The sequence below is a fragment of the Synechococcus sp. R55.2 genome (assembly GCF_047462075.1).
Lineage (GTDB): Bacteria > Cyanobacteriota > Cyanobacteriia > Thermostichales > Thermostichaceae > Thermostichus.
Genome location: NZ_JANSIH010000340.1, coordinates 14,739 through 39,221 on the forward strand (window position 1 = coordinate 14,739; position 24,483 = coordinate 39,221).

Sequence of the window (24,483 nt, forward strand, 5' to 3'; positions counted from 1 at the left end):
GGTTGGAGCGAAGGGGAGACTGCGCAGATTCAGGAAACCGAGAACCTGATATGGTAGGCGTTATCTTGCCTGCTTTGCCCGTTTGCTTGGCGCGGCCACTTTCCTCTGGACTGATGCGAGAATTGCCCTCTGATCCTTCCAATCGTGCCGGCGTACCCTTTGGGGATCAGACCCTGGCTCTGATGCGCGTCCAGGAGGCCCTGGATCAACTGGAGGCAGCCATTCTCAGTAGCCCTCGCCTGTTTTGGTCTCGCACCCTTATTGAAGAGGAAAAGATTCTGGAGCAGTTAGACTTTATCCGCCTGAACCTGCCGACAGCCCTGGAGGAAGCGGAGGAACTGCTGCGCCAGCGGGATCGGATCTTGGCAGAGGCCAATCGCTACGCCCAAGAAATTGTGGCCGCGGCCCAACGTAGGGCTGAGCAGCTCCTCAACGAATCGGCGATTCTGCGACAGGCCCAAGCTCAGGCGGAGCAGTTGTTGCAACAAACCTATCAACAGAGTGAGGAGGTGCGGCGGCAGACACTGCAGGAATCGGAGCGCCTGCAGCGGGAGGCCCACCGTTACGTGGATCAGGTGTTGCAAGACTTGGAGTTGCGGTTGGTGGAGTCCTTGCGGGTGATCCGCAACGGGCGGCAAAATCTGCAGACCTAACAGAGAAGAGTCAGACTGGGGCTTGAGCGCTGCCTTCAACCTGTGCCAGGAGCATTTTTATCCCGCGTTGTGCAAGTCTTTTGGAGCGGTGGGTTAGGGATCCCCTGAGCAGGCGAGGGACGGCTCCCCTCGCTAGACTTGAGCAGAAGACGTTCCCCGGCGGCCCTTGACATCCTCTCTGCCTATCATCCTTGGCGTATCTGGCGCTTCAGGGATGCTCTATGCTGTGCGTGCTCTGCATGTTCTGCTCAGCCTGGACTACTGTGTCGAAGTGGTGGTCTCCAAAGCGGCCTATCAGGTGTGGCAGGGAGAACACGGGGTGCTGCTGCCGACAGACCCCCGCAAGCAGGCCCACTTTTGGCGACAACAAGCCGAGAGCAGCGGTGGATCCCTGGTTTGTCATCGCTGGCAGGATGTGGGGGCAACCATTGCCAGTGGCTCCTATCGCACGCAGGGGATGTTGGTGATCCCATGCAGCATGGGTACAGTTGCCAAGTTGGCTGCCGGCTTGAGTTCGGATCTGCTGGAGCGGGCTGCTGATGTGCAGCTCAAGGAGGGACGACGCTTGGTGGTGGTGCCGCGGGAAACCCCCTTTAGCCTGATCCACCTGCGCAACTTGACCACTCTGGCAGAAGCGGGGGCGCGCATTGTTCCGGCCATTCCAGCTTGGTACCACCAGCCGCGTACCATCCTAGATTTGGTGGATTTTGTGGTGGTGAAGGCGTTGGATCAGTTCGGTATTGATGGCGATCTCATTCGCCGCTGGCAGGGGATGCGCCAGCATCAGATCCTCAAGCTGCCCCCTGATCTCTGAGCGGGATCCCTTTTCCCGGCGGCAGGCTGGGATTTGGCTTGGGGGTGTTCCAAGCTGGGGGGGGCCTGTGCCGATAGCCCTCACTTGTGGCACCTTGCCGGGAATAGCTCAGATCACTTGCTGAACTAGCTGACTAGGGGATCCCGCTGAAGGGGGGTGGGCAAGTCAGGGCAGGTCTCCAGACTGGCCGCCCATTCCCCGATGAGGGTGTTGACCCAGTGAGGCAGCTCGTCGTGGGCGCAGTGGCCTACTCCCGGCAGCTTCACCAAGGTGAGGGCAGGTTGCCAGCGCTTAAATTGGTCTGCCAAAAAACTGGGCACTGCCGGATCTTCTCGGCCCCAAAGTAGCAAGATAGGCATTTTTAGGGTGGGCAGCAGGCGTTTGGGGCTGTCGAAGCGGCGGCAGAGAATGGCCCTCAGACCGTCCAAAAACACGTGGGCTGCCCCCGGCTCAAAGGCCGGTCTCTGGAAGATCTGCACCAGCTCGTCATCCACCTGCTCATCCCGCTTGTAGACATTCTTGATCCAAGCTCGTAGCACCTCGGTTTGTCGCAGCCAGTTGAAGAGGTGGGGATAAGTGAGGGGGCACCCCAGCAACGACAGAATCCCTTCGCAGAGGGCTCGCACCAGAGCATCCCAGGGAGAGGGCAATTCTTCCGGATGGGGCCCATCGGCGCAGCTAATCAAGCACAGGCCCTTCACCATCTGGGGATAGCGGGCGGCGGCAATGACTCCCACCAAGCCCCCGATGGAATGGCCCACCAGGATGCTGGGCTGCTGAATGTGAGTTTGCCAAAACTCGTGTACCTGCTCCACCCACAGATCAACGCTGTAGGCAATCTCCGGCTTGGCACTCTTGCCAAATCCCAGCAGGTCGAGGGCATAGACGGAGCGCTGGGATCCCAGAGGGAGAATGTTGTGGCGCCAATGACCCACTGACGCTCCAAATCCATGGATTAAAAGGGCCGGAGCTGCCGTCAAGTTGACGACACCGGTAAGGGTTTGGGCGCGACTGGGGGTGTAGGTGAAATGGATGGGCCAGCCCCGCCAATGCCAGGTTTGGGAGTAGCCGTAGCGAGGCAAAGCCGACAAGGGATCCCTGTCGCTGCCCGTTGGGGAAGGGGAGGGCGCATCAACAGAGGAGAAACCGGGATTGCCGACGGAATTGGCGCCGACGGGAGCAGAAGGGGAAGGATGGGAGTTGAGTCTGTGCAAGGGAGGAGTGGGTGACAACAATAGGCTCATCTCCAATTTAGGCTAGACCAATCTTAGTGGTTTTCTCGGCTCGCCCAAAGCTACTTCGCCACCGGTTCTTCTTTAGGACATGCCAGCATGACTGTGCCCCTGACTCCAGACCCAATGAATGAAGCCTTCCAGGTAGACCCAATCACTGCTGCCAGCTTTCGCCAGATCGATCAAGAGATTGGCCCCCACCCCTGGCAAGGGATCCCTTATGAGGTGGTGCGCCGCGCCATTCATGCCACTGCCGACTTTGAGCTACGGGATCGCTTTTTCTTCGGCCCCAACGCCGTCGAACAAGCCCTGGCAGCCCTGCGGCAAAAGCGGCCTGTCGTTGTCGATGTCAGGATGGTGGCAGCCGGGATCCAGTCAGGTCTGAAAGCCCAAGGGATCCCCCTCTACTGTGCTTTGGACTGGGTGGAGGAGCCTCGTTGGCCCGGTCAAACCCGCGCCGCCAATGGGATGGTGAACTTGGCACGCCGCTATCCAGAAGCCCTGTTTGTCGTTGGCAATGCCCCCACCGCGTTGCTGGCTTTGGTGGAGGAGATTCGGGCACAGCGGGTCAAGCCGGCTTTGGTGATCGGAGTGCCGGTGGGATTTGTGGCGGTGGAAGAGGCCAAGCAGGCGTTGGCGCAAACGGATGTTCCCCAGATTCGGGTGGAGGGCCGCAAAGGCGGATCCCCAGTTGCTGCTGCCATTGTCAATGCCCTTCTCTTGGCAGCTCAACGGGATCCCATCCCCAACTGACTAGAATTGAAGGGATATCTTCAGACCTTTCCCATGACCCCAGAACAAGAGGAGTGGCTGATTCGCAACCTTCAGCAACAACAAGAACAAATCCAAGAAATGCGGGCCGAGCAGCAGCGGTCGGCTGAGCGCTTTGAGGCTCAGATGGTTGAGATGCGGCAGGGCTTTGCAGCCCAAATCTCCGAGATCCGGGCTGAACAGCAACGATCTGCCGAGCGCTTTGAGGCTCAGATGGCCGAAATGCGGGCCGAGCAGCAGCGGTCGGCTGAGCGCTTTGAGGCCCAGATGGCCGAAATGCGGGCCGAGCGGCAGGCTATGGAAGCCCAACTCCAGACCGAAATCCAGGAGATCAGGGCGTTGATCCAACAGAACCAGGAGCGGATTCGACAGAACGAAGAGCGGGGAGACGAGCTGGAGGTGGCCATACAGGAGTGCCGCCGAGATATGCAGGCTGGGTTTGCCGAACTGAGGGAAGCGCAAGCCATGATGATGGAGCAATTTCGGGAGCGCGATGGCCGCCTGATCGAGGCTCAACTCAGCTTTATTCGGGAGATGCGGGAAATGCAACGGGAAGTGGCGGAGCTGCGACTGGATTTTCTCAATCACATGCGCCAATACCACCCACCTGTCGAACGTTAAATGGCTACGGCAGCACCTGGGCGGTCACCTCAGCTTGCGGTCGTAGGGGTAGCGGGGGATGGCTCTGTGGCTTCCTGGGGGATCCCCCCCCTTTCCCAAGCCAGGGTTTTGGCAGGAGCCCCTCATCTGCTCCGGCACTTTACCGATCATCCGGCCCGCAAGATCCCGCTCACCGGGCCGGTGGAAAGTTGGATCCCGCTTTTGCAGCAGGAGATGGCTCAGGGATCCCTAGTTTTGTTGGCCAGCGGGGATCCGCTTTTTTTCGGGATCGGGCGGCTGTTGACGGAGTATTTCCCAGCGGAGCGGTTGGCCTTCTATCCGCAGGTGAGCTCGGTGCAGCTGGCCCTGAACCGCCTGCAGATCCCCTGGCAGGAGGCGACCATCCTCAGCCTGCACGGGCGGGGAGTGGAGCGGTTGGAAGCCGTTCTCAAGCAGGGATCCCCTGTGATCGTGGTGCTCACCGATCCGGAGCACACGCCGACGGTCTTGGCCCGCTTCATCTCCGACCTGCGGCTGCCGGTGCGCTACCAAGCCTGGGTATGTAGCCAACTGGGATCCCCTCAAGAGCAGATCGTGCCCCTCCAGGAAGGTCAGAATTCATCCTTCTCCAACCCCAACGTGGTGGTGCTGCGACGGGTAGAACCGGAGCCAGATCCCCATCGCTGGCCTTTGGTAGGGATCCCGGACGACCAGTTCTACACCTTTCCCGACCAGCCCGGCTTGATCACCAAGCAGCCCATCCGCCTGCTCACCTTGGGATCCCTGCAGCTCCCCCAGGAGGGCGTGGTGTGGGATATCGGTGCCGGCACCGGCTCGGTGGCCATCGAAATAGCCCGTCTTTCCCCCCAACTTCAGGTGTACGCCGTTGAGCGGAATGCCGCCGGCATCTGCCTGATTCGGCGCAACCGGCAACGCTTTGGACTGGAGAACCTGCAGGTGATCCCGGGGGCAGCCCCCCAAGTGTTGGCCGACCTGCCAGATCCGGATCGGGTGGTGCTGGGTGGTGGCGGCAAAGGGATCCGCAATCTGCTGCCGGTGGTGGAAGCCCGCCTGCGGCCTGGAGGGATCTTGGTGGCCAACTTCGCTACCCTAGAAACCTGCAGTGAAGCCCTGCAATGGCTGCGTTCGCGCGGCTGGCAAGTCCGAGTAGATCACGTTCAGATCTCCCGCTCTGCCGTCCTGGCCAAGGGCACCCGCTTTGCCCCCCTGAACCCGGTTTACCTGCTGCAGGGGATCCCTTCAAACTCGGAATCACAGTGAACTTACTGAACTGATCGCCCCTCTCTTTTGGGGAGAGGAGCTAGGGGTGAGGGATGAAGTCACCCCTCGTCCTCCTCATCAGTGGTGAACCCCGGTCGGTACAGGTAGGGAGAGGAGGGACGGTTGGTCTTCTTGATTTGGTCTTTGATGGATTCCAGGTCGATGTAGCGATCCGCCAAGTTGATCAGTTGATCGCTGGTCATGGAACGCAGGCTAACCACCTCCACTCGTGCCCCTTGGTAGCTGACGGCATTGACCGCATAGGCCAAGTCTCCATCGCCGCTCACCAGCACAGCCGTCTCATACCAGCGCACCAGCGACAGCATATCCACGGCAATTTCCACATCCAGGTTGGCTCTCTTGGATCCATCGGGCAACTGGGTTAGCTCTTTGGTAACCACGCGGTAGCCATTGCGGCGCATCCAGAGCAAAAACCCCTGCTGCTTTTCGTTGTTGCGATCGACGCCGGTGTAGAAAAAAGAGCGCAAAAGGGGCGACCGACCACTCAGCGTCTTCAGCAGGCGGGTGTAGTCGATCTCAATGCCCAGTTGCAGAGCGGCGTAGAACAGATTGGATCCGTCGATGAATATGGCCACACGCCCACGGTTGTCCTGCAAGGGATCCGCAGGCTGAAAGCCGGGATCAGGATCAAGACGCAGCATTCGGGTTTTCTTCTCCAAGTTTTGACAAAAGGGCAGAAAAAAGAGGTGTTAAATGGGTTTAATCGCCAATACAGCTCTTTCCGGCAGCACTGACTACAGCTAATGCAGACGCCTCTCTTGTGCGATAGGGATCTTACTGCTTCCCAGAGTGATCTGCAGAATTCCCATGAAGTCGGAAAAAGCCGTAAAAGGCTGCCCCAAGCCTTGGGACACATGATTCACCCTAGCGCAGGAGAGACGATCCACGGAGAAGATTTCCAAAATCCTAAAGAAAAAATACCTACGATAAGGAGAGGCTTTGCGGATGGAGTGCAGGGATGGGCCGGTGCCTTACCGCTTTTCGAGCCCCTTGCACAGAGGGGTGCTGCGCAGCCGCTACAAGCGGTTTTTGGCCGATGTGGAGCTGGAAAACGGGCAACAGATCATCGCCCATTGCCCCAACACGGGGCCGATGAGTGGGGTCTGTCAGGTGGGGGCACCTGTGTACCTCTCCCATCACCCAGAGCCGAAACGGAAACTGGCCTACACCTGGGAGATGATCCAGGTGGATGGAGTATGGGTGGGGATCAACACCAGCTTGCCCAATCGCCTGGTGGAATGGGGGCTGGAGCGAGGGTGGTTTCCTCAATTGGCAGGGTTTTCTCGCCGGCAACGGGAGGTGACCTGCGGCAAGAGCAAAATCGACTTTCTGCTGACAGGAGACGCTGGCTCGGCCTATCTGGAGGTGAAGAACACCACCTGGGCCAAGGGATCCCGTGCGCTGTTTCCCGATACGGTGACCACTCGCGGCCAAAAACACCTGGAAGATTTGATCGCGGTGCGCCAACAGGGGCAGCGTGCCCTGCTGATGTACTGGATCAATCGCGCCGATTGCACCGAGTTTGCCCCCGGCGAAGAACGGGATCCCCGCTATGCCCGTCTGTTTCGTGAGGCCCTGCAAGCCGGAGTGGAGATGTTGCCCTATCGGGTCGAGGTTTCGCCGGCAGGGATCCGCCCCTTGGGTTTGGCCAAAATCGTTGTCTAGGCACCCCAAAAGAAGGGTCAGGCTCTCTGGAAACGGCTGGGGATCGCCTATAATTCTGTTTTCTCCAGATTCTTCCATTTTCCAGGCATTTGAGGACCATGAGCGAACCTTCCTCCCGTCCTCATCACATTGTTCTCACCTCCCATCCCTCCCCTCATGGGACGCAAGCCCAGCCGATCCGCTGGGGATCCTTGGATCCACTGCAGCGGGGGCCGGTGGTGGGTAGCCTGACCAATCTTGCCCATCGCAATGTCATCGGCACCCATGCGGGAGCCTACGCTGTCTATCGGGCATTGGCTGTGGCCAGTGGCTCTTTGCAGGCGGATCACCGCGCCGATTTAACCCATACTGCCCCGGTGGTGTCGATTGGCCCTCACCCAAGCTGGGGAGATCCAGACCGGATTGTGTCTTTGGATCCCTGGGGAGCGGTTGTGGGAGAAGTCTTTGCCCCCCTCTATGCCCAGGGCTACGATATTCGCCCTACTATTGCCATTACTCAGGCCCACATCCACATGCCCGAACTGCAGGAGGCGGTCAACAAAGGGCGGTTGCGGGTGGATGGCCGGATCCTCAAAGACAATGGCAGCCTGGTGGTCACCAAAGCCGCAATCGAGCCGGTCTGGTACCTGCCGGGGATCGCCAAACGATTGCAGGTGAGCGAAAGCCTGCTGCGCCGCACCCTCTTCGAGCAGACGGGAGGCATGTTTCCAGAATTGGTGACTCGCCCAGACCTATCGGTGTTTTTGCCGCCCATCGGTGGCCAGACGGTGTACATCATCGGGCAAGTGGCCGCCATCACCGACCCGGCTTTGCCCCTGGCGGTGCGGGTTCACGACGAATGCAATGGTTCCGATGTGTTTGGCTCGGATATTTGCACCTGCCGCCCCTACCTGGTGCATGGCATTGAGGAATGCGTTAAGACGGCCCAGGCCGGTGGAGCTGGGGTGATTGTGTACCTGCGCAAAGAAGGCCGCGCCTTGGGGGAGGTGACCAAATTTTTGGTCTACAACGCCCGCAAGCGCCAGGAAGGAGGGGATCGGGCCGATGCCTACTTCACCCGTACCGAGTGTGTGGCAGGGGTGCAAGACATCCGGTTTCAGGAGTTGATGCCGGATGTGCTCCATTGGCTGGGCATAACCCGAATCGATCGCCTGATTTCCATGAGCGACCTCAAGTATCGAGCCATCACCAACTCCGGCATTGAGGTTCTGCAGCGGGTGCCCATCCCAGAAGAGCTGATCCCGGCGGATGCCCGTGTGGAGATCGAGGCCAAAAAAGCTGCCGGCTACTACACCGAGGGGGAGGTGCTGGATGCGGAGCGGCTGGCCCAAATCCGAGGAAGAACCTTGGTGGAGTGAGCGGGATCCCTCATGCAAGTGGCTACCTGGAATGTCAACTCCATTCGCACCCGGCTGCCTCAGGTTTTGGCTTGGCTGGACAGCCAGGGATCCCTGGATGTGCTCTGCCTGCAGGAGACCAAGGTGGTGGATGAAGACTTTCCCCGGACGGCTTTTCAGGAGCGGGGCTTTCATGTGGAGGTCTACGGGCAAAAGTCCTACAACGGTGTGGCTCTGATCAGCCGGGATCCCCCGGAAAAAGTGGAACGGGGGTTTGGTGCGCTGTTGCCTGCGGCGGCAGATTTGGACGAGCAAAAGCGGCTGATGAGCGCCATCTACCGCGGGATCCGTATTCTCAACCTTTATGTGCCCAACGGTTCTGAGGTGGGATCGGAAAAATATGCCTACAAATTGCGCTGGCTAGCCACGCTGAAGGATTACCTCGCCGTTGCCCTGAGCCAAGGGGATCCCATCCTGCTCTGCGGGGACTTTAACATTGCCCTGGAAGATCGGGATATTTATGATCCCCAAAAAGCGGGAGAAATCATGGCTTCCGAACCGGAGCGACAAGCCCTGCGGGAGATCCTGGCTTTAGGGTTTGAAGATGCGTTTCGCAGGTTCACCCCAGATCCCGGCCATTTTAGCTGGTGGGACTATCGCTCGGGGGGGTTTCAAAGGAATCGCGGCTGGCGCATTGATCATCATTATCTGTCTCGTGAGCTACAGGAGAAAGCCACCGCTTGCTGGATCGATGTTGAGCCACGGCGGGCCGAAAAACCCAGCGATCATGCCCCTGTCATTGTTGCCCTGGATATTTAAGCGCCTTGTTATAGTCATTTCAAGCTAGGTTGAGACACTCCCCAAACGCTCCCTGCCACTGCCTTCACCCCTTCTCTCAGAGGAAGAGGGGAGCCAGGCGGAAATGTTTCATTCCTGTTTAAATGACCATAACAGCTCATACCAACCAGCCATCCAATTAAAATGGAGCGGCCTCTTCGAGAATTTTCAGCAGGTGTTGCCGCTGTTCTGAGCTGAGGACCTGTCGCATTTCCAGAACTGCCTCAAAACGTTTGGCATTTACTTCTTGGCTTAGCTGTTGTACCCGCTGAAATTGAGCTGCCACTTCTGACTCAGGGGCATCGCCGACCAGCAACTCCCGCAATCGACCGCGGGCTGCCCTCAACTCCAAAATGCGCTCCAACAACTCTTCCTGTTTGCGGTGGCGGATCTGCTGCAATTGCCGCAACTGCTCGTCGGAGAGGTTCAGCTCCCGCAAATTGCGAGCAAAGGGGCGGCGCAAATCCATCATTCGCAGGGGGCGGGGTTGGCCCATCACCGGTTCACCCAGGGATCCCAGGTAGAGTGGCAAAATGGGGATCCAAATCCAAGCATTTCTCATGGTTCTTTGCAGGCTTTTTCTAAGAATCTGACCAAGAATCTGACCAAGGTCTCAGAAGTCTCAGCGGTGTAATGGTCAATGAAGGGGGATATTCGTGAGGCTGATGGATTTAGGATCCCTCTGGATCGCGTTCTATCCACCAAGTTTCGGTTTCTGTTCCCTCTGGGCTCAGCAAGCTTCCCCAAGTGCTCACCAAAAAACTTTCTAGGGCTTCGGTCTCCTGGGCCACCACCTGTACCTGCCAGCGCTGATAGCCAATCCAGCCCAGCAAAGCGCCCGCCAAAAGGGAGATGCCAACCCAACGCCAAGGGTGCTTGAGCCGGCCATGAAGTGGATGAGTCGCCACAACTTGAAGGATCTGCTCCTCCAGCCCAGAGGCCGCAGGGGGAGGGAGGGGGCGATATTGACGCAAAAAGTGGCGCAGCCGCTCGTCTGCTAGGGGGTTGGGGTGCTCACTCATGGGGTAATGCCCTCCTGAAGTAGGTGTTGACGGATGGTGGCACGGGCGTGAAACAGCCGGGACTTCACCGTTCCCACCGGGATCCCTAAAATCTCGGCGATTTCTTTCTGGGGCAGATCTTCTAGGTCGTGCAGAATCAGAACCATTCTGTGTTCAGGGCTAAGCTGAGCCATGCTTTGCTGTAGAGCCTGTTGGTAGTGCAAGTGCATCAGGTCGGGGCCAGGGTGAGCGATATCCGATCCGAGGGCCAGGTTTTGGGTTTGGGAGTGTTGCCGGGCGCAGCGCCGTCGCTGATCTGAGGCCACATTCCAGCAGATGCGATACAGCCAAGTGGAAAACTGGGCCGAGCCGCGAAACCGAGGCAACCCTTTCCAGGCACGAATAAACACTTCCTGTACCAGGTCATCCAAAAGATCGGCTCCACACAAGGGATAGAGGATATTCCGTACCGACTGCTGGTATTTGCGGTAGAGTTGGCGAAAGCTCTGGCTGTCGCCGTTGAGGCAGCGCTGGATCAGCTCCCAATCGGATGTATCCTTTGCCGCCTGCACGAGAGGACGCTCCCTTGTTCTCAACCTTGCTTTGTCTGACTCCCAATGCCCCCAAAAGGTTCAAAGGATCCCTGTCTACGATGGCCCTCCACTTCCCGCCAAGCAAGATATGGTCGTTTAGGCTAGAGTGAGACACCTGGGCTATACGAGAAAAGCCTTATGGCCCCATGCATTATTGCTCCGCAGCGCTGACGCGACGACGCGACCAATGTTTTAGGTGTGGGTGCAGTGTCCTAGTTTGAGTCGAAATGACCATACCGGCATCTTCTGATTGCCGTTTTCCCTCAAAGGATACCCGCCGGCAGGTGTAGACAAGCCAATCCCTCTTGCCTGTTCGCACTTTCTCAATCCCAATTCTGTTGAATTCTATTGGCTCGTCGACCTACAATTCCAATAACACCAAAAAGAGGGAATGAAAAGCTGATCTTCATGCCTGCCTGGCCATGGCCAAAACAACTCAGATAACCGATAAACCCGATCTGTTTGGATTCCTCTATCGTCACCCGACGCTCACCCTTGCCATTCTGTTGGGGCCACCTCTCATTTGGTTGCTGGTCTTTTACTTGGGGCCGCTGCTGGCGCTGCTGCTGCAAAGTTTTTATCATCTGGATCCCTTTACCGGCCTGATCCTGAGAAAGTTGACTTTGGCCACCTATCGAGAGCTGCTCACTCCGGCCAATGTGGATATCTTTGTCCGCAGCTTGACTATGGCTTTGGCAGTCACTTTGGCTGCCATTGTGTTGGCTTTTCCTCTGGCTTATACTATGGTCAGACTGGCCTCTCCTCGCTGGAAGGGCTTTTTGTATTTGTTGGTGCTCCTACCGCTTTGGTCTAGTTATTTGATTCGGGTTTATGCCTGGAAGTTGATCTTGGCTAAAGAAGGGATCCTCACCTACCTACTCGCCCATGTGGGCCTACAGGGATGGGTGGAAAAGATTTTGCAGTTGCCCGGGATCGGTGGGCCATCGCTGGCCGTATCCAACTTGGGTATTTTCTTGGTGTTTCTCTATGTTTGGCTGCCCTACATGATTCTGCCGATTCAGGCGGCTTTGGAGCGAGTGCCCGATAGCTTAATTGAGGCTTCTGCAGATTTGGGGGCTCAGGGTTGGCAAACATTCCGCCATGTTATTCTCCCCCTCGCGTTGCCAGGGATCCTGGCCGGGTCGGTCTTCACCTTTTCCTTAACGCTAGGAGATTTTGTGGTGCCTTATTCTCTGGGCAATTCCAGCTATTTCATCGGGCAGGCAGTTCTCGCCTTTCAGGGCACCTCTGGCAACATTCCCTTGGCGGCAGCCTTCACGGTTGTGCCGATGGGGATCATGACCGTCTATCTGCTAGTGGCCAAGCGGCTGGGGGCTTTTGAATCGGTGAGCTGACCCGATCAAGGATTTTTCCAACACATGAGGAGCCAACTGAGCTAGGCTGGTAACTGTTAACGAATGTATCGGGCTGTCCCTATGGTGCTCTTTGGCTTTGGCAAACTTGGCAAGAAACTGTCCCTGCCCAAAACGGAAGAAGCGTTGCCGGGCCGGGCCGAGCCGATGGTGATCGTGAATCGGCATTTTGTCAACGGCAATCCGCTGCAGCCGCCTTTTCCTGAGGGCATGGAGCTGGCCTTGTTTGGCATGGGCTGCTTCTGGGGGGCAGAGCGCAGGTTTTGGCAGGTGCCAGGGGTGTTCAGCACGGCGGTGGGCTATGCCGGCGGGTTTACCCCCAACCCCACCTACGAAGAGGTCTGCACCGGCCTGACCGGCCACAACGAAGTGGTGCGGGTGGTTTACGACCCGGCTCAGGTCAGCTATGCCCAACTGCTGAAGGTGTTTTGGGAAAATCACGACCCTACCCAGGGGATGCGCCAAGGCAATGATGTGGGCACCCAATACCGCTCCGGCATCTATGTGTATTCTCCGGCGCAGCGGGAGCTGGCGGAAAAAACCCGCGATCTCTATCAGCAGGCCCTGACCGCCCACGGCTACGGCCAGATCACCACCGAGATCTTAGACGCGCCTGAGTTTTACTACGCCGAAGACTACCACCAGCAATATCTGGCCAAGAATCCGCGCGGCTACTGCGGCCTGGGGGGCACTAAGGTTTGTCTGCCAGAGATCCTCACCGAGCCCGTCTGATCCACACCCTGACGGATCAAAAGATCCGGCGGGAATGGGATCCCCGCTCCAGCAGCTCTTTGGCCACCAAGGTCACCACCGCCAGCAAAGAGAGCACCACCGCCGCCGCGTAGGCTGAGGCAGTGGCATAACTGCGGTAGGCATCTTCCACGAACAAGGGCAAGGTCTGGGTGCGGCCAATGATGTTGCCGGAAACCACAGCCACAGCGCCGAACTCCCCCATGGCGCGGGCATTGGTCAAGATGACGCCGTACAGAAGGCCCCAGCGGATGTTGGGCAGGGTGATTCTCCAGAAGATCTGCCAGGGGGTCGCCCCCAGCGTTTTGGCGGCTTCTTCCTGGTCGGTGCCTGCCTCCTCCAACACCGGCAACACTTCCCGCGCCACAAAAGGAAGGGTGATGAAAGCCGTTGCCAACACAATGCCCGGAAAGGCAAAGATAACCCTCCAGGATCCCAGCCAACCCTGACGCCCGAAGATGAGCACCAGCATTAGGCCGGCCACCACCGGGGAAATGGAAAAGGGCAAGTCGATCAGGCTCAGGAGCAGGGCCCGCCCCGGAAAACGCCGGTGGGCAATGGCCAAGGCGGCACAGAGGCCGAAAAAGGTATTGAGGGGCACAACGACCAGCGCCGTCAGCACCGTCAACCGCAGGGCACTGAGCAACTCCCGCTCCGTCAGGCGATGGAGAAAGGCTGGGATCCCTTCTCGAAACGCCTGATAGAAGATGTTCACCACCGGGATCCCCAGCAGCAGCGCGATGTAGAGCCCGACGATCCCGATCAACAGGCCCGACAGCCAAGGGTTTGTCGATGGCTCCGGCTTGACACCCGATACCCCCTTAGGTTTCATGGCGACTTCCCCAGGCTTGCAGAAGGTTAATTACCACCAGCGACAGGAAAGAGATCCCCAACATCACCGTTCCGATCACCGTTGCCCCGGCATAGTCGTGTTGTTCCAGCCGCTGAATTACCAGCACCGCCGCAATCAAGTCCCGAAAGGGAATGCTGGAAGCGATGATCACCACAGAGCCGTATTCCCCCACGGCGCGGGAAAACCCCAGGGCTACCCCGGTGAGCACCGCCGGCAGGATCTGGGGCAGCACCACGCGCCGGAAGGTCTGAAAGCGGGAAGCCCCCAAACTCCAGGCTGCCTCTTCCACATCTTTCTCCAGCTCCTGCAACACCGGCTGCACCGTCCGCACCACAAAGGGAAAAGAAATAAACAGCATCGCCACCCCCACCCCCAAGCGGGTAAAGGAGATGCGGATCCCCAAGGGGGCCAAAAGGGATCCCACCCAGCCGTTGCTGCTGTAAACCGTCGCCAAGGTGAGGCCGGCTACCGCAGTCGGCAGAGCAAAGGGCAGATCGATCAACCCCTCTAGGAGCTTTTTGCCGGGGAAGGCGTAGCGCACCAGCACCCAAGCGGTCAAAGTGCCCATCACGCCGTTGATCAGAGCCGCCAGCAACGCGGTTACAAAAGTAACTTCATAGGCGGAGAGGGCCACGGGATCCGTCGCGATCCGCCAAAACTCCGCCCAGCCCACGCTGCTGGACTTGGCAATCAAGGCAGCCAGCGGCAGAATCAACATCAAGAAGAGATAGCCCAGGGTCAGCCGCCACGGCCAAGACAGTTGAGACAAAGCTTGCAGCAACGTTTCTCAAGCTCCCACCGGCATTGCGGTCATCTCGGTTTTTTTGACGGGAAAGGCTTTCACCACCTTGGGGCGCACATAGACCTGCTGCCCCACCTGCAGGGGTTGGTTGGCATATTGCTCGCGGCTGAGATGGGCCCACAGGGATCCGCCATCGCTAAGAATCAGCTCCGCCTGAATCTCCCGACCCAGGTGGATGATCTCCTTAACGCGGGCAGAAACACCACTGCTGCCGGGGTTGACCTCAATCTGCACATCGTGGGGGCGCAAAAAAAGCTGATGCGGGCCGGCCTGCACCTCGGGAAGCTGGCAAAAGAGTTGGGAGCGGGGAGAAAGCTCGTTGACCGGGCCGACAAAGCTCATCACAAAGGGTGTAGCTGGATGGTCATAGATTTCTGCCGGGGATCCCACCTGTTCGATCCGCCCCTGGTTCATCACCACGATCTGATCCGCCACCTCCATGGCTTCCTCTTGATCATGGGTTACAAATACCGTTGTCACATGCACCTCATCGTGCAGGCGCCGCAACCACTTGCGCAGCTCTTTGCGGACTTTGGCATCCAGGGCCCCAAAGGGCTCATCCAACAGCAACACCTGCGGCTCCACCGCCAAAGCGCGGGCTAGGGCCACCCGCTGCCGCTGCCCCCCAGAGAGTTGAGAGGGGTAGCGATCCCCGAACCCCGATAGCTGCACCAGCTCCAGCAGCTCATCCACCCGTGCCCGAATCTCGGCCCGTGAAGCCTTGCGGATCTCCAAGCCAAAGGCGATGTTCTGCCGCACCGTCATGTGCTTGAACAGGGCGTAGTGCTGAAAAACAAAACCAATGTTGCGCTCCTGGACGCTGGCATGGGTAGCATCCCGCCCGGTGAGGGAAATCCGCCCCGTATCCGGCTTTTCTAGGCCGGCAATCAGGCGCAGCAGGGTGGATTTGCCAGAACCCGATGGCCCCAAGAGGGCAACCAGGGATCCCGTGGGAATGGTGAGATCGGTGGGGTGAAGGGCCTGAAACTGCCCAAAACGCTTCGATACCCCTTCGATGGTGATACCCATAGGTTCTGCCTAGCTAGTGGTTTGCCTGAGAAGTTGCTGGATGGTTGCCGGCTGAGTCTTCTGGAGAGGGTGAGGGAAGTTAAACTCGCGGCTAATCTACGGTAAACCTGTCAACAAACCGTTGATACAGCTCCCAGGATAACTTGAACGGGGATCCAAAACAAGGGAGACTCCCTACCCAAATCCGTTGGAGTGCTTCGCGTGTAGCAGGGGTGGTGCGTCAATCGGCAGAGCCAGGGATCCCTGCCCATTCCGGCTGAACGGGCCGCTGCCAGCGTTCCCACCACGCCGAGGAAGATTCTGCCGGGCTGCTGTCATGGCTACTGTTGGCAGGGCTTTCTGGGGATAGGGGTTGGGCCTGCTGCGTTAGCCAACTGAGGGGGGCAGGGATCAGGCAACTGGGGTGGAGAGGGCGCAGATCGCGGTAGTGGCTGCTGCGAATGGCCAGGATCTCCTGCTGAATGATGTCTGGGGGTTCTCCCAACTCCAGCAACACATGGCTGCACAGCCCCAGGCTGGCCTCAAATTCGGGGTGGACGACTTCTCTGGCCCCCAACTGATAGAGCTGTTCGATGTCTTCCTTGTCGGTAGCTCGCACCACCACATCCAATTGCGGCGCCAACTCCAGAGCTCGTTTCAGGCAGAGGCGGATGCTCATGCGATCCGGCAGGGCAATGACCAGAGCGCGGGCCTGGGGCAGGCAAGCTTTCTCCAGCACCAAGGCGCTGGCGGCATTCCCATACAAGTAAGGGATCCCACGGGAACGCAGGTGTTGGATCACCCGTTCTGACTGATCGATAACCAAGAGGGGGTGACGACGGGCTTCCAGAATGCGCACAATATCTTGCCCCACCTGCCCATAGCCGCACACTACCACATGCCCCTGTTGAGGAGCCTCAGGGGCCAGAGCACGAGGCCGCTCGCCCAATTCCAACCAACGGGCCAAGAAGGGGATCCCGTGTAGCCCGGAAAACAGTCGAGGAGCGCCCCTCAGCAGAAAGGGAGTGAGCAGAAGGGTAACGGCTGTGGTGCTGACAATCAACAAATAGATCTGCCGCGACACCAATCCCAAAGCCTGCCCCTCGCTGGCCAGCACAAAGGAGAATTCGCCGATTTGCGATAGGCCCAGCCCCACCACCACCGCTGCCGGCAGAGTGTAACCAAACAGCCGCGCCAAGGGAGCCACGATGCAAAACTTGCCCACCATCACCAGCCCCACCAGCCCCAGGATCAGCAACAGATGGCCGAGGATAAAGCTGGGATCGATGAGCATGCCGATGGCCGCAAAAAAGAGAGCAGCAAACACATCTCGCAAAGGCTCTACATAGTCCAGGGTTTGGTCGGCGTACTCCACCTCCGAGATCATCAGCCCGGCAATGAAAGCCCCAATCTCGCTGGAAATGCCCAGCCGCTCCGTCAACAGGGCAATCCCCACGCAGAGGCTGATCACCCCCAGCAAAAACACCTCTTTGCTCTCCTGCTGAGCCAAAAGCCGCAAGAAGGCCGGAACGAGCCAAATGCCACTCACCACTGCCCCCAGCCCCACCAGGCCAATTTCCGCTACCGACTTGACCAGGGATCCCGCCAGCTCCGGCAAGGGACAATCCAAAGCCGGCAACACCGCCAGCATCAGCCCCACCGCCAAGTCCTGCACAATCAGGATCCCCAACATGGCTTGGGCTTGGGGAGTGTCCATCTGGTTGGTCTCGGTGAGGCTTTTGAGCACCACCGCCGTGGAAGACAAGGAGAGTACGGCCCCTAAAAAGATCCCTTGCACCGGCGTCAACCAGCCGCTGACCACTGCCAGCACCGCCGTGATCAAAATCGTCAGGCTGATTTGCAAAATGCCGCCGCCAATGGCGATCCCCCGCACTTTGCGCAATTCTTTCAGGGAAAACTCCACCCCCAAGGTGAACAGCAAAAAGGTCACCCCAAATTGAGCCAGGGTTTCCACCTGAACCAACTCTTTGATCCACCCCAGCCCGGTGGGCCCCACTAAGATCCCGGCTAATAAGTAGCCCAGCAACACCGGCTGCCTCAGCAGTGAGGCCAAAAATCCACCCGCTGCCGCTGCCGCCAATACCGTCACAATGTCCAAAATCAGACGAAAGTCTTCCTGCACAGGGCACTCACCGAGGAATGTGAACTTTTGTAGCCAATCCTGAGGATTCTTCCACGATAATGCTTCCTCTGGCATCTCGGACAGAGCGAAGAACTCGGCTTCAAGCTCTGCACCCTGCTGCCCCCGAGGATCCCGGCTGGCCCAGCCCGGATTCAGATCCAGCCTGGATTCAGAGGAAGCTGGACGGAAACTCAGTGGAAATTTTTGTTAAAAGTTGCTGACAACACCCCAAAACCGTAGCTTATAATACAGAATGTAGATAGAAATCGTTCATCCTCTCGCGTGCTGGGCGGCTCATCATGGGTAGAGCGACATCGCAGCCAGAGGACGGAAGTAGGGAGAGATCCCGAAGGAACGCGCCTCAACTCTTCTGGTAACCGTGGGGCTTCTCTTGGGAGAAGGCGAACGGATGAAAACTCAACTCATTTGGAGGCGAAGATCATGGAACTCTTTTACCGTGGCGTCGATTACACCCCCTCTTCTGCAACAGCGGCGGTTTCTCCCGGCAAAGTGGGGGGTCGTTACCGGGGGCTGGACTGGCGGTTCCGCCATCTGACCAAGCCGGTGGTTTTGCCCACCAACCTTGACCTGCTCTATCGAGGTGTGGCTTATCATCCCAAGGCGGTCGAAGGATCGGCTCAACCCGTTCAGACGGCAGAGGCATCTGCCCCGGTGGCTGCTGCTGGCCGTTCTCACCTCTTGGACGACCTGTCTCGCCGCTTGATGATGAGCCATCAACGTTTGATTCGGATTCGTCAGCAATCCATGCTGATCCGCGGTACAGAGCAGATTGGCCTGCATGTCAACGTGCGCAACTTCTGGAACCGCATCCAAGGAAAAGTGCATCCCACCTTCCGGCTCAACTACGACCGTAGCCGTGTTAGCATGAGCTAATCTGTCTGTAACTGTTGATGCTCTGGCCTGAGCTCAAAGAGAAGGGATCCCTGCTGGGGATCCCTTTTTGCGGCGAGTTTTGTTGGGTCGATGGGCAGCGCGGGATGCTTCAACGTTGGCACGAGGTGCTGTTGACCAAAAGCAGCCAAGTTGCTCAAGGGATCCACAGTTTGGGAGTGCCGTTTGCTCAGAAAAAACGGGATCCCTGATGGGATCCCGCTGCAGAATCAGCCACACCGTCTAGGCGTCGAAATAGAGGGCGAACTCGTAGGGGTGGGGCCGCAGGTTAATGGGGTTGATCTCGTTGTCGATCTTGTACTCGATGTAGGTCTGGATCAGATCTTCGGTGAAGACGCCTCCCTCCAGCAAGAAGGCATGATCCTTCTGCAAGCTTTCCAGAGCATCCAGCAGGGATCCGGGTGTGGAAGGGATCTTGGCCAGCTCTTCCGGCTCCAGATCGTAGATATCTTTGTCCAGAGGCTCGCCGGGGTGGATCTTATTCTTGATCCCGTCCAGACCTGCCATCAACATGGCCGAGAAGGCGATGTAGGGATTGCAGGTGGCATCCGGGCAGCGGAACTCCAGACGCTTGGCTTTGGGATTGTTGCCGGTCACGGGAATGCGAATGGCGGCGGAACGGTTGCCCTGGGAGTAAGCCAGGTTCACCGGCGCCTCAAAACCGGGCACCAAGCGCTTGTAGGAGTTGGTGGTGGGGTTGGTGAAGGCCAGGATTGCCGGGGCATGCTTGAGCAGGCCACCGATGTAGTAGAGAGCCGTCTCGCTCAGGTTGGCATAGGTGCCTTCGCTATAGAACAAAGGCTGGCCATCCTTCCAGAGGGACTGGTGGGTGTGCATGCCGGTGCCGTTGTCGTTAAACAGGGGCTTGGGCATGAAGGTGACGGTTTTGCCGTGCTTGCGGGCCACATTCCGGATCACGTATTTGTAAACCATCATGTAGTCGGCAGCCGTGATCAGATCGGCGAAGCGATAGCCCAGCTCCCCTTGCCCGCCGGTAGCCACCTCGTGGTGATGCTTCTCGATGGGCACCCCCAACTTGCCCATGGTCAGCAGCATCTCGGTGCGGATGTTTTGATGGGCATCGGTGGGCGGGGCCGGGAAATAGCCCTCTTTGTAGCGAGGCTTGTAGCCCAGGTTGCCGCCTTTCTCCTCGCGGCCCGAGTTCCAGCGACCTTCGATGGAATCCACGAAGTAGTAGGCCGAGTTTTGGGTTTGGTCGAAACGAACATCCTCAAAGATGAAAAACTCTGCCTCCGGCCCGAAGTAGGCGGTATCGGCAATGCCCGTCGATTGCAGATAGGCAACGGCACGGGCGGCAAGGCTGCGGGGACAACGGCTATAAGGCTGGCCGGTGCGCGGCTCAACAATGCTGCAAGTTATGCTGAGGGTGGGCACCTCCAGAAAGGGATCAATCCAAGCCGTCTTGGGATCCGGCACCATGTACATGTCAGACTCGTTGATCGCTTTCCAGCCCCGGATGCTGGATCCGTCAAAGGGGAGCCCCTCGGTGAAGGTTTCTTCTTTAATCATCGAGGTGTGGAAGGAAACATGCTGCCAGGTGCCAAAGATATCCACAAACTTGAGATCCACTATCTGGACGTTGTTGTCCTGGATCATCTGAAGCACTTCTTGGGGCGTGGATGCCATTACTCTCTCCTGATTGGGTTGCGGTTAAGACTGGGGGAACTGTGGCTGAATAAATGGGATCCCAGCAGGTGATCCCCACGCTTCGACCCAGACAGGCCAAAAACGCTCACTCATCCTAGAAAGGCCAACACGGGCATTTTGTAGTTTCTGATACAAAATTGCTTCGAGCCTGGCCTTCTGACCCACTTGCTGGCTATCTCGGACACCGCTTTTTCGCTCATCGGAGTCGCTCCCCTTTCCCTGTTGGTTTTGGTCAATCCAGATGGGGTGTTGGGGATCCAGAACTTGAGCAATGGCCGCCACCCTGCCAACCTCTGGGCAGAAATAACCGGATGGGGCGGGCAAAACCCTGCCCCGGTTGCCTGAGGCGAGCGAAAATTAGGATCAGCAGGCCCCCAGCTCGCCCGGTTTGCCAAAGGGTGTTAAGCTAAAGCGTAGTCGTTATGAGTTTGACTTTTAGTCCTGTTGCAGAAGGAGAGACATCGGATGACAGAGCAAAGTCGGGTTGAGAATGTGGTGATCATCGGCTCCGGCCCTGCCGGGTTTACAGCAGCCATTTACGCTGGGCGTGCCAACCTGAAGCCGGTCGTGTTCGAGGGGTTCCAGGCGGGCGGGATCCCTGGCGGGCAACTGATGACCACCACCGAGGTGGAAAACTTTCCGGGCTTTCCCGAAGGCATCACCGGCCCCCAACTGATGAAGAACATGCGAGCCCAAGCGCAGCGGTGGGGGGCGGAACTCTACACTGAAGATGTCACCTTCGTCGATTTAAGCCAGCGGCCCTTTGTCGTCCGTTCTGACGAGCGGGAATTGCGCACCCACAGCCTGATCATCGCCACCGGGGCCACAGCCAAGCGCCTACACCTGCCCGGAGAGGAGACCTATTGGAACCGGGGCATGTCGGCCTGTGCGATCTGCGATGGGGCTATGCCTATGTTCAGAGGGGTGGAACTGGTGGTCATTGGCGGCGGCGATACTGCTTGTGAGGAAGCCACCTACCTGACCAAGTTTGGATCCCATGTGCATATGCTGGTGCGGAGTGACAAAATGCGGGCCAGCAAGGCCATGCAGGATCGTGTTCTCAACAACCCCAAGATCACTGTGCACTGGAACACCGAGGCGGTGGAAGTGATGGGCGACGGCCTGCGCCTGACCGGGGTGAAAGTGCGGAACAACCAAACCGGCGAAATACGCGAGATGTCAGTGGGTGGCCTATTTTATGCCATTGGCCACAAGCCCAACACCGACTTGTTCAAAGGACAACTGGAACTGGATGAAGTCGGCTACATCGTCACCCGCCCGGGATCCGTGGCCACCAGTGTGGAGGGGGTGTTTGCCGCCGGCGACGTGCAGGATCACGAGTTTCGTCAGGCGATTACCGCTGCCGGCACTGGCTGTATGGCGGCCATGTTGGCAGAGCGCTGGCTCTCGGAACACGGCTTGGCCCAGGAGTATCACGTCCTTCCCCAAAGCCATCCTGAACCCAGCCCTGCTGCGACTTCTGCGGCAGAGTCTGCTGGGGATCCTGCTGTTGAGGAGGCCAGCTTTGAGGAAAATGGACAGGATGACTTAGACTTCAGCAAGACTTGCCATGAGGGGAGCTATGCCCTGCGGCGACTCTACCACGAAAGCGATCGCCTGCTCATGGTCAAGTACACCGCCCCCACCTGTGCCCCTTGTCATGCCCTCAAGCCGATCTTGAACAAGATCATCGATGAGTTCTCGGACAAGCTGCACGTGGTGGAGATCGATATTGAGAAAGATCCGGAGATTGCAGAGGCAGGGGGGGTGGCGGGCACCCCGACGGTGCAATTTTTCAAAAACAAGACGCTGGTGGCCCAGTTGGTGGGCGTTAAGCCCAAGTCCCAATATCGAGAGGTGATCCAGGCCAATTTGTGTGAGGAAAAATCCCCCTAAGGATGTTGTCCTCTCCAACCTCTGGCCCCTCTCCCCAAGGGAGAAGGGAGCTGGGCGCAGAAAACGGTTTCCCAACCGAGGCTCAGCTAGTCCGAAAAGGCACCGTGGTAGGCGGCCTGCATGGCTGCCAAAGACACCACCAGTAAGGGATCCTCTTCTGCCGTCCTTAAGAGCAGGGGATCCGCAGGGGATCCCACCTCTCCCAAAAGCTGCCACTGGCCGGGGAGCTGGGACTCCAAATAGGCTTCCCAGAGGGAACGGTGGGCCGGGCTTACGGAGACTAGGATGCGGCTGGATCCCTCGCCAAACAGGGCCTGATCCCAGCGCAAGGATCCAGGAGCCAGGGAGAGGGTTGCGCCGCGGCCTCCGCTCAAGCAGGCTTCTGCCAAAGCCACAGCCAATCCCCCCTCGCTGCAGTCGTGGGCAGAGCGCACCCAGCCCTGGCGGATTCCATGGCGACAGGCAGCTTGCACCCGCTTTTCCAATTCCAGATCCACTGGCGCGGGCCGGCCCGTAACTTGCTGGTGGATGACCGCCAAATACTCGCTGCCCCCCAAGCTGGTGAGGGCCTGGGATCCCAGGAGGTAAATGAGATCCCCTTCTTGCTGCCACCCCTGGCCACAGATGCATTTCAAGTCGGGAATAAGACCCACCATGCCAATGACAGGGGTAGGGTAGATAGCCTGCGATCCCTGGGGGGTGAGGGTCTCGTTGTAGAGAGAAACGTTTCCCCCCGTTACCGGCGTACCGAGGGCACGGCAGGCATCTCCAATCCCCCGACAGGCCAGGGCCAGCTGCCAGTACACCACCGGGTTTTCGGGATTGCCAAAGTTAAGGTTATCGGTAACAGCTAGGGGATCGGCCCCCACACAGGTGAGGTTGCGGGCAGCTTCCGCCACGGCTGCCTTGGCCCCCTCGTAGGGATCCAAATACACCCAGCGGCCATTGCCATCCAGGGTGGCAGCGATGGCCTTGCGGGAAGCCCGCAGGGGCGGCACCTCGCCCACGCCAAACTTTTGGGAACGGATGCGGATAACCGCCGCATCTCCCTGGCCCGGCCAAAGGACGGTGTTGTTTTGCACCTGGTGGTCGTATTGGCGATAGATCCAGGCTTTGCTGGCCAGGGTGGGGCTGGCCAAAAGCTGCAGCAGCACCTCTTTCCATGCCAGCGTTGCCTGAGCGAGGTGGATCCCCTGGCAATCACAAGGGGGTAGAGTGGCGGGATCCCATTGCCACGCTGCCTGCACGTAGGCTGGCGGCTCTGGCAACACCGGACGGACATAGACGGGGGTGTCTTCGGCCAAAGCCCGCACCGGCACCTGCACCACGCAGGATCCCTGGTGCCAGATCTCCACCAGCGGCTCGGCAATGACTTCCCCGGCCACACTAGCTTGCAAACCCCAGCGGTGGAAGATCTCCATCACCTCCGCCTCGCGGCCTTTTTGCACCACCAGCAGCATCCGCTCCTGGGATTCCGAGAGCAGGTATTCCCAGGCAGCCATGCCGCTTTCCCGCGCCGGCACCCGATCCAGATCCAGCCGGATGCCTACCCCTCCCTTGGCGGCCATTTCCGAAGTGGAGCAGGTGAGGCCAGCCGCCCCCATGTCTTGGGCCGCCACCACGGCTCCCGTGGCAAAAGCTTCTAGACAGGCCTCGATGAGACATTTGCCCAGGAAGGGATCCCCCACCTGCACCGCCGGCAGATCCCGTTGGGAGTGCTCCCCAAGTGAGGACTCCGTCCCGCTGACGCGAACGGCGCTGGCAAAGCTGGCCCCGCGGATCCCATCCCGCCCTGTAGTGGAGCCTACATACAAAACGGGATTTCCCACCCCTTGGGCTGCAGATTTGACAACCGTAGGGGTCTCCAGCAGCCCCAAGGCCATCACGTTCACCAGAGGATTGCCCGTGTAGCAGGGATCCACGGCCACCTCGCCGCCTACGGTGGGCACCCCAACACAGTTGCCGTAGTGGGCAATGCCCTCCACCACCCTGGCCATCAAGCGGCGGTTGCGGGGATCGGTCAGCGGCCCAAAGCGCAGCGAGTTGAGGAGGGCAATGGGACGGGCGCCCAGGGTAAAGATATCCCGCAGGATCCCTCCCACGCCGGTAGCTGCCCCCTGGAAGGGCTCCACTGCCGAAGGATGGTTGTGGGACTCGATCTTAAACGCCAGCCAATCCCCCTCCCCCAGATCCACTACGCCGGCATTTTCCCCCGGCCCCACCACTACCCGCTCGCCCGTGGTGGGAAAGTTTTTCAGCAGAGGGCGGGAGTT

At 58.7% G+C, this 24,483-nt stretch carries 25 protein-coding genes and 1 riboswitch; of the genes, 14 read left to right on the top strand and 11 right to left on the bottom strand.

Translation table 11 applies throughout. The annotated features are described in order from the left end of the window. Window positions 1–50: 50 nt before the first annotated feature. Window positions 51–653 (top strand): hypothetical protein, encoded by a 603-nt coding sequence (locus NW838_RS10920; protein ID WP_414356566.1) that lies wholly within the window; start codon window positions 51–53, stop codon window positions 651–653. A 166-nt stretch (window positions 654–819) separates the two neighbouring features. Next, on the top strand, window positions 820–1,467 hold the full coding sequence (locus tag NW838_RS10925) for a flavin prenyltransferase UbiX (RefSeq protein ID WP_414356563.1): 648 nt from the start codon (window positions 820–822) through the stop codon (window positions 1,465–1,467). Window positions 1,468–1,592: 125 nt separating this feature from the next. On the opposite strand, the gene NW838_RS10930 is transcribed toward NW838_RS10925, so the two are convergent. After that, a complete protein-coding gene (locus NW838_RS10930) occupies window positions 1,593–2,699 on the bottom strand; it encodes an alpha/beta fold hydrolase (RefSeq protein ID WP_414428037.1) in 1,107 nt (368 codons plus the stop codon). Between the two features lie 99 nt (window positions 2,700–2,798). Here NW838_RS10930 and NW838_RS10935 point away from each other — a divergent pair, with 99 nt between their 5' ends. The 3 genes from NW838_RS10935 to cbiE are packed head-to-tail and all read left to right on the top strand — an operon-like array spanning window position 2,799 to window position 5,351. Next, window positions 2,799–3,452, top strand: coding sequence for a cobalt-precorrin-8X methylmutase (locus NW838_RS10935; protein WP_369791760.1), 654 nt, complete (start codon window positions 2,799–2,801; stop codon window positions 3,450–3,452). 33 nt (window positions 3,453–3,485) lie between these two features. Further along, window positions 3,486–4,091: a hypothetical protein gene (locus NW838_RS10940; RefSeq protein WP_414428038.1), complete on the top strand. Its 606-nt coding sequence runs from the start codon at window positions 3,486–3,488 to the stop codon at window positions 4,089–4,091. Next, window positions 4,092–5,351, top strand: coding sequence for a precorrin-6y C5,15-methyltransferase (decarboxylating) subunit CbiE (cbiE, locus tag NW838_RS10945; protein WP_414356553.1), 1,260 nt, complete (start codon window positions 4,092–4,094; stop codon window positions 5,349–5,351). A 59-nt stretch (window positions 5,352–5,410) separates the two neighbouring features. On the opposite strand, the gene NW838_RS10950 is transcribed toward cbiE, so the two are convergent. Next, window positions 5,411–6,013 carry an NYN domain-containing protein gene (locus tag NW838_RS10950; protein WP_414356551.1) on the bottom strand — a complete coding sequence of 201 codons (603 nt, stop codon included), beginning with the start codon at window positions 6,011–6,013 and terminating at the stop codon, window positions 5,411–5,413. A gap of 304 nt (window positions 6,014–6,317) precedes the next feature. On the opposite strand from NW838_RS10950, the gene sfsA reads away from it, so the two are divergent. From sfsA to xth, 3 genes are all read left to right on the top strand, one after another. Continuing rightward, complete coding sequence (gene sfsA / locus NW838_RS10955; protein WP_414428039.1) at window positions 6,318–7,037, top strand: DNA/RNA nuclease SfsA; 720 nt, start codon at window positions 6,318–6,320, stop codon at window positions 7,035–7,037. Window positions 7,038–7,135: 98 nt separating this feature from the next. Continuing rightward, window positions 7,136–8,395, top strand: coding sequence for a GTP cyclohydrolase II (locus NW838_RS10960; protein ID WP_414356547.1), 1,260 nt, complete (start codon window positions 7,136–7,138; stop codon window positions 8,393–8,395). A gap of 12 nt (window positions 8,396–8,407) precedes the next feature. Beyond that, window positions 8,408–9,193 (top strand): exodeoxyribonuclease III, encoded by a 786-nt coding sequence (xth, locus tag NW838_RS10965; RefSeq protein ID WP_414416310.1) that lies wholly within the window; start codon window positions 8,408–8,410, stop codon window positions 9,191–9,193. A gap of 157 nt (window positions 9,194–9,350) precedes the next feature. Here the strand turns inward: xth and NW838_RS10970 are convergent, their stop codons facing one another. From NW838_RS10970 to NW838_RS10980, 3 genes are all read right to left on the bottom strand, one after another. Continuing rightward, entirely contained in the window at window positions 9,351–9,773 is a 423-nt protein-coding gene (locus NW838_RS10970) for a Spy/CpxP family protein refolding chaperone (RefSeq protein ID WP_414343944.1), read from the bottom strand. A gap of 109 nt (window positions 9,774–9,882) precedes the next feature. Further along, window positions 9,883–10,233, bottom strand: coding sequence for a hypothetical protein (locus tag NW838_RS10975; protein WP_414343942.1), 351 nt, complete (start codon window positions 10,231–10,233; stop codon window positions 9,883–9,885). After that, a complete protein-coding gene (locus NW838_RS10980) occupies window positions 10,230–10,784 on the bottom strand; it encodes a sigma-70 family RNA polymerase sigma factor (protein WP_414356544.1) in 555 nt (184 codons plus the stop codon). Before NW838_RS10980 ends, NW838_RS10975 begins: the two co-directional genes overlap by 4 nt. Before the next feature lie 443 nt (window positions 10,785–11,227). Between NW838_RS10980 and NW838_RS10985 the strand changes: the two genes are divergently transcribed. Further along, window positions 11,228–12,160: an ABC transporter permease gene (locus tag NW838_RS10985; protein ID WP_414428040.1), complete on the top strand. Its 933-nt coding sequence runs from the start codon at window positions 11,228–11,230 to the stop codon at window positions 12,158–12,160. Window positions 12,161–12,241: 81 nt separating this feature from the next. Further along, window positions 12,242–12,910, top strand: a complete 669-nt coding sequence (gene msrA, locus NW838_RS10990) for a peptide-methionine (S)-S-oxide reductase MsrA (RefSeq protein ID WP_414356576.1) — start codon at window positions 12,242–12,244, stop codon at window positions 12,908–12,910. A 16-nt stretch (window positions 12,911–12,926) separates the two neighbouring features. Here the strand turns inward: msrA and cysW are convergent, their stop codons facing one another. The 4 genes from cysW to NW838_RS11010 all read right to left on the bottom strand — a co-directional run bounded on the left by cysW (window position 12,927) and on the right by NW838_RS11010 (window position 17,734). After that, a complete protein-coding gene (cysW, locus tag NW838_RS10995; protein WP_414375039.1) occupies window positions 12,927–13,760 on the bottom strand; it encodes a sulfate ABC transporter permease subunit CysW in 834 nt (277 codons plus the stop codon). Then, complete coding sequence (gene cysT / locus NW838_RS11000) at window positions 13,750–14,562, bottom strand: sulfate ABC transporter permease subunit CysT (protein ID WP_414356537.1); 813 nt, start codon at window positions 14,560–14,562, stop codon at window positions 13,750–13,752. The genes cysW and cysT overlap by 11 nt, the downstream gene beginning before the upstream one ends. Window positions 14,563–14,568: 6 nt before the next feature. Next, window positions 14,569–15,612 (bottom strand): sulfate/molybdate ABC transporter ATP-binding protein, encoded by a 1,044-nt coding sequence (locus NW838_RS11005; RefSeq protein ID WP_414343938.1) that lies wholly within the window; start codon window positions 15,610–15,612, stop codon window positions 14,569–14,571. A 220-nt stretch (window positions 15,613–15,832) separates the two neighbouring features. After that, complete coding sequence (locus NW838_RS11010) at window positions 15,833–17,734, bottom strand: cation:proton antiporter (protein ID WP_414356535.1); 1,902 nt, start codon at window positions 17,732–17,734, stop codon at window positions 15,833–15,835. 265 nt (window positions 17,735–17,999) lie between these two features. Beyond that, window positions 18,000–18,095, top strand: a riboswitch (Glutamine riboswitch). Between the two features lie 80 nt (window positions 18,096–18,175). On the opposite strand from NW838_RS11010, the gene NW838_RS11015 reads away from it, so the two are divergent. Both NW838_RS11015 and NW838_RS11020 read left to right on the top strand, forming a co-directional pair. Beyond that, entirely contained in the window at window positions 18,176–18,628 is a 453-nt protein-coding gene (locus tag NW838_RS11015) for a DUF4278 domain-containing protein (RefSeq protein WP_414356533.1), read from the top strand. A 17-nt stretch (window positions 18,629–18,645) separates the two neighbouring features. After that, window positions 18,646–18,837, top strand: a complete 192-nt coding sequence (locus tag NW838_RS11020) for a hypothetical protein (RefSeq protein WP_414356532.1) — start codon at window positions 18,646–18,648, stop codon at window positions 18,835–18,837. 31 nt (window positions 18,838–18,868) lie between these two features. Here NW838_RS11020 and glnA read toward each other — a convergent pair whose 3' ends face one another. After that, a complete protein-coding gene (gene glnA / locus NW838_RS11025; protein WP_414342228.1) occupies window positions 18,869–20,293 on the bottom strand; it encodes a type I glutamate--ammonia ligase in 1,425 nt (474 codons plus the stop codon). A 186-nt stretch (window positions 20,294–20,479) separates the two neighbouring features. On the opposite strand from glnA, the gene NW838_RS11030 reads away from it, so the two are divergent. Together NW838_RS11030 and trxB are read left to right on the top strand one after the other, a co-directional pair. After that, window positions 20,480–20,659 (top strand): hypothetical protein, encoded by a 180-nt coding sequence (locus tag NW838_RS11030; protein WP_414356529.1) that lies wholly within the window; start codon window positions 20,480–20,482, stop codon window positions 20,657–20,659. 120 nt (window positions 20,660–20,779) lie between these two features. After that, window positions 20,780–22,210 carry a thioredoxin-disulfide reductase gene (gene trxB, locus NW838_RS11035; protein WP_414428041.1) on the top strand — a complete coding sequence of 477 codons (1,431 nt, stop codon included), beginning with the start codon at window positions 20,780–20,782 and terminating at the stop codon, window positions 22,208–22,210. Between the two features lie 86 nt (window positions 22,211–22,296). Here the strand turns inward: trxB and purL are convergent. Next, the coding region (gene purL / locus NW838_RS11040) for a phosphoribosylformylglycinamidine synthase subunit PurL (protein ID WP_414428042.1) at window positions 22,297–24,483 on the bottom strand (2,187 nt) is incomplete at its 5' end.

Bases quoted from the DNA above. Each gene is read 5' to 3' on its own strand.
- NW838_RS11020 (WP_414356532.1), top strand. From the start codon at position 18,646: ATGCTCTGGCCTGAGCTCAAAGAGAAGGGATCCCTGCTGGGGATCCCT.
- NW838_RS11015 (WP_414356533.1), top strand. From the start codon at position 18,176: ATGGAACTCTTTTACCGTGGCGTCGATTACACCCCCTCTTCTGCAACA.
- msrA (WP_414356576.1), top strand. From the start codon at position 12,242: ATGGTGCTCTTTGGCTTTGGCAAACTTGGCAAGAAACTGTCCCTGCCC.
- NW838_RS10935 (WP_369791760.1), top strand. From the start codon at position 2,799: ATGACTGTGCCCCTGACTCCAGACCCAATGAATGAAGCCTTCCAGGTA.
- NW838_RS10960 (WP_414356547.1), top strand. From the start codon at position 7,136: ATGAGCGAACCTTCCTCCCGTCCTCATCACATTGTTCTCACCTCCCAT.
- cysW (WP_414375039.1), bottom strand. From the start codon at position 13,760: ATGAAACCTAAGGGGGTATCGGGTGTCAAGCCGGAGCCATCGACAAAC.
- NW838_RS10970 (WP_414343944.1), bottom strand. From the start codon at position 9,773: ATGAGAAATGCTTGGATTTGGATCCCCATTTTGCCACTCTACCTGGGA.
- NW838_RS10950 (WP_414356551.1), bottom strand. From the start codon at position 6,013: ATGCTGCGTCTTGATCCTGATCCCGGCTTTCAGCCTGCGGATCCCTTG.
- NW838_RS10975 (WP_414343942.1), bottom strand. From the start codon at position 10,233: ATGAGTGAGCACCCCAACCCCCTAGCAGACGAGCGGCTGCGCCACTTT.
- cbiE (WP_414356553.1), top strand. From the start codon at position 4,092: ATGGCTACGGCAGCACCTGGGCGGTCACCTCAGCTTGCGGTCGTAGGG.
- glnA (WP_414342228.1), bottom strand. From the start codon at position 20,293: ATGGCATCCACGCCCCAAGAAGTGCTTCAGATGATCCAGGACAACAAC.
- xth (WP_414416310.1), top strand. From the start codon at position 8,408: ATGCAAGTGGCTACCTGGAATGTCAACTCCATTCGCACCCGGCTGCCT.
- sfsA (WP_414428039.1), top strand. From the start codon at position 6,318: ATGGAGTGCAGGGATGGGCCGGTGCCTTACCGCTTTTCGAGCCCCTTG.
- NW838_RS10920 (WP_414356566.1), top strand. From the start codon at position 51: ATGGTAGGCGTTATCTTGCCTGCTTTGCCCGTTTGCTTGGCGCGGCCA.
- NW838_RS10985 (WP_414428040.1), top strand. From the start codon at position 11,228: ATGGCCAAAACAACTCAGATAACCGATAAACCCGATCTGTTTGGATTC.
- NW838_RS10940 (WP_414428038.1), top strand. From the start codon at position 3,486: ATGACCCCAGAACAAGAGGAGTGGCTGATTCGCAACCTTCAGCAACAA.
- trxB (WP_414428041.1), top strand. From the start codon at position 20,780: ATGACAGAGCAAAGTCGGGTTGAGAATGTGGTGATCATCGGCTCCGGC.
- NW838_RS11005 (WP_414343938.1), bottom strand. From the start codon at position 15,612: ATGGGTATCACCATCGAAGGGGTATCGAAGCGTTTTGGGCAGTTTCAG.